Here is a 2,765-nt window from a genome sequence, read left to right as displayed (position 1 = left end):
GTAAGCGCCAGTCAGTCTGTTTCAGCAAGTGCAAGTGCTTCTACATCAGTAAGCGCAAGTGAGTCTGTTTCAGCAAGCGAAAGTGCTTCGGCATCGGTGAGCGCTAGCCAGTCTGTTTCAGCAAGTGCAAGTGCTTCTACATCAGTAAGCGCCAGTCAGTCTGTTTCAGCAAGTGAGAGTGCTTCAGCCTCAGTAAGCTCTAGCGAATCTGTTTCAACAAGTGCAAGTGCTTCGGTTTCAGTAAAAGCCAGTCAGTCTGTCTCAGTAAATGAGAGCACTTCAGCATCAGTAAGCTTGAGCCAATCTGTCTCTACCTCATTGAGCACAAGTACAAGCATTTCAGGCTCAATCAGTGCCAGCCATGCTATCGCTGACGAATCACTTTCAGCAAGTGCCTACTTGAGTACGAGCGTCTCTACTTCATTGAGCGCATCAGTAAGTGTGTCACTGAGTGATAGCGCAAGCATTTCAGCTAGTCTGTCTGAAAGTGCGTCTGTATCTAGTGTTACAAATCACTCTCAAGCACCTAAGCCACAACCTGCACAACCAGGACAAGTCAAAGTTACTCCAAATGCTAAAGCTTTACCAAATACAGGAACTGCCAATAATCCATTAGCAGCTCTTGGATTGGGAATAGCAACTTGGGCATCAGCCTTTCTCAAGAACAAAAAGAAGAAAGAATCCGCATCTGATGTCAATTTGGAAGACTAATCTTAAAAACCAGCTAAAATGATGACAACATTTTAGTGATGGAAAGTAAATCCCAGATAGTCATAGGCTATCTGGGATTTTTAATCTTTGTATGCGTAGAATGTGAATCGTGCTGAAATAAACTGAGATAATTTCTATCTTTTAAGGCTGATCCTAGAAAGCGGTGAACCAAGCTAAATATGTTGAAATTTAGTTCTGTCTGCTTGTCTTTGCTTCTAGTGAGAGGGCCTTGTTGCTTGCTCTAGTTTGCTCTTGAATGTGATGAAAATAAAAGTTTCAAAATTAGCAAAAATAATTTGATTCTTTTTCAGAAAAGGCTTGTGAGATTAGGCTGGATGTTTTAAAATAGTATAGGAGATTATCCGCTATTTATTTTTCGGAGGAAAAGAAATGTCCATTAATTGGCAAGAAATTATATTTAGCTTTTTAGGAGGCTTAGGGCTGTTCCTGTACAGTATTCGTATGATGGGTGACGGCTTACAGCAGGCGGCAGGAGACCGACTGCGCTATTTCATTGATAAATACACGAGCAATCCTTTTTTAGGTGTGCTGGTTGGGATTGGGATGACAGCCCTGATCCAGTCTAGTTCAGGTGTGACAGTGATCACAGTTGGTCTGGTGAGTGCGGGGCTGTTGACCCTGCGTCAGGCTATCGGGATTGTCATGGGGGCCAATATTGGTACGACCGTGACTTCCTTCATCATTGGTTTTAAGCTGGGTGATTACGCCCTGCCCTTGCTCTTTGTCGGTGCGGTTTGCCTCTTTTTCACAAAGAATCGCTCAGTGAACAATGTCGGGCGTATCCTCTTTGGTGTCGGCGGGATCTTTTTCGCCCTCAATCTCATGAGTGGAGCCATGGAGCCTCTTAAAGACTTGCAAGTCTTTCGAGATTACATGGTTCAGCTAAGTAAAAATCCAGTCTTAGGTGTCTTTGTCGGAACGGGCTTGACCCTGCTCATTCAAGCATCTTCGGCGACCATTGGGATTCTGCAAAATCTCTATGCCAGCAATCTCATTGATCTACAAGGAGCTTTGCCAGTTCTCTTTGGAGACAATATCGGAACGACGATTACAGCGATCATTGCTTCCTTGGGGGCTAATATCGCAGCCAAGCGTGTTGCTGGAGCCCATGTGGCCTTTAACGTTGTGGGAACAGTCATCTGTATGATCTTCCTGCTACCTTTCACATCACTGATTCAGTGGTTTCAGACAGCCTTGCATTTGTCACCAGAAATGACTATTGCCTTTGCCCACGGAACCTTTAATATTACCAATACCATTATCCAGTTTCCTTTTATCGGCCTTTTAGCTTATTTGGTTACCAAGCTGATTCCGGGTGAGGATGAAACTGTTAAATACGAATCCCTCTACCTAGATAGGATTTTGATTGACCAAGCACCATCACTGGCTTTGGGAAATGCTAAGAAGGAGCTCCTTCACTTGGGTGGCTACGCGGCTAAATCTTTCGAATTGGCCTATGATTATATTATTAATTACGAAGAAAAATCCGCTGAGAAGGGTCATAAGACTGAGGAAGCCATCAACGCTATTGATGATGAATTGACTCGCTATCTGATTGTCCTCTCTGGTCAACAGCTCAATCCAAAAGAGAGTGAAGTCTTGACCAGCCTTCTGGACTCTAGTCGTGATTTGGAGAGAATTGGTGACCACTCAGAAGCTTTGCTGAATTTGACAGACTACTTGCACCGCAAGAAAGTGGAATTTTCACCAGCCGCCTTGGCAGAGTTGGAAAACATTTATCAACTGACCTTGGACTTTATCAAAGAAGCTTTGACTTCTGTGGAAACAAATGATGTGGAGTTGGCCAACACTTTAGAAGCCAAGCATGTAGCTATTGACAAGCTAGAACGCAGCCTGCGCAAGACCCACATTGCCCGTCTCAACAAGGGAGAATGTACGCCTCAGGCTGGGGTCAACTTTATCGATATTATTTCCCATTATACCAGAGTTGCTGACCACGCCATGAATTTGGCTGAGAAAGTACAAATGGAACAAATTTAAGACAGGAGGCTGGGACAAAAGTCCTAGCCTCT

At 44.1% G+C, this 2,765-nt stretch carries 2 protein-coding genes; both read left to right on the top strand.

The genetic code is table 11. The features are described from left to right. The coding region (locus O3644_RS09995; RefSeq protein ID WP_371595634.1) for an LPXTG cell wall anchor domain-containing protein at nt 1–711 on the top strand (711 nt) is incomplete at its 5' end. A 390-nt stretch (nt 712–1,101) separates the two neighbouring features. Then, entirely contained in the window at nt 1,102–2,733 is a 1,632-nt protein-coding gene (locus tag O3644_RS09990) for a Na/Pi cotransporter family protein (protein ID WP_371595633.1), read from the top strand. Nucleotides 2,734–2,765: the final 32 nt, after the last annotated feature.

Origin of the sequence: Streptococcus sp. 27098_8_113, assembly GCF_041432545.1 — a bacterium.
GTDB lineage: Bacteria > Bacillota > Bacilli > Lactobacillales > Streptococcaceae > Streptococcus.
The sequence above is the reverse complement of the archived record's forward strand: the minus strand, read 5'-3'. Positions and strand labels throughout refer to the sequence as shown.

Excerpts from the sequence above, each read along its gene's own strand:
- O3644_RS09990 (WP_371595633.1), top strand. The coding sequence starts at position 1,102 with ATGTCCATTAATTGGCAAGAAATTATATTTAGCTTTTTAGGAGGCTTA.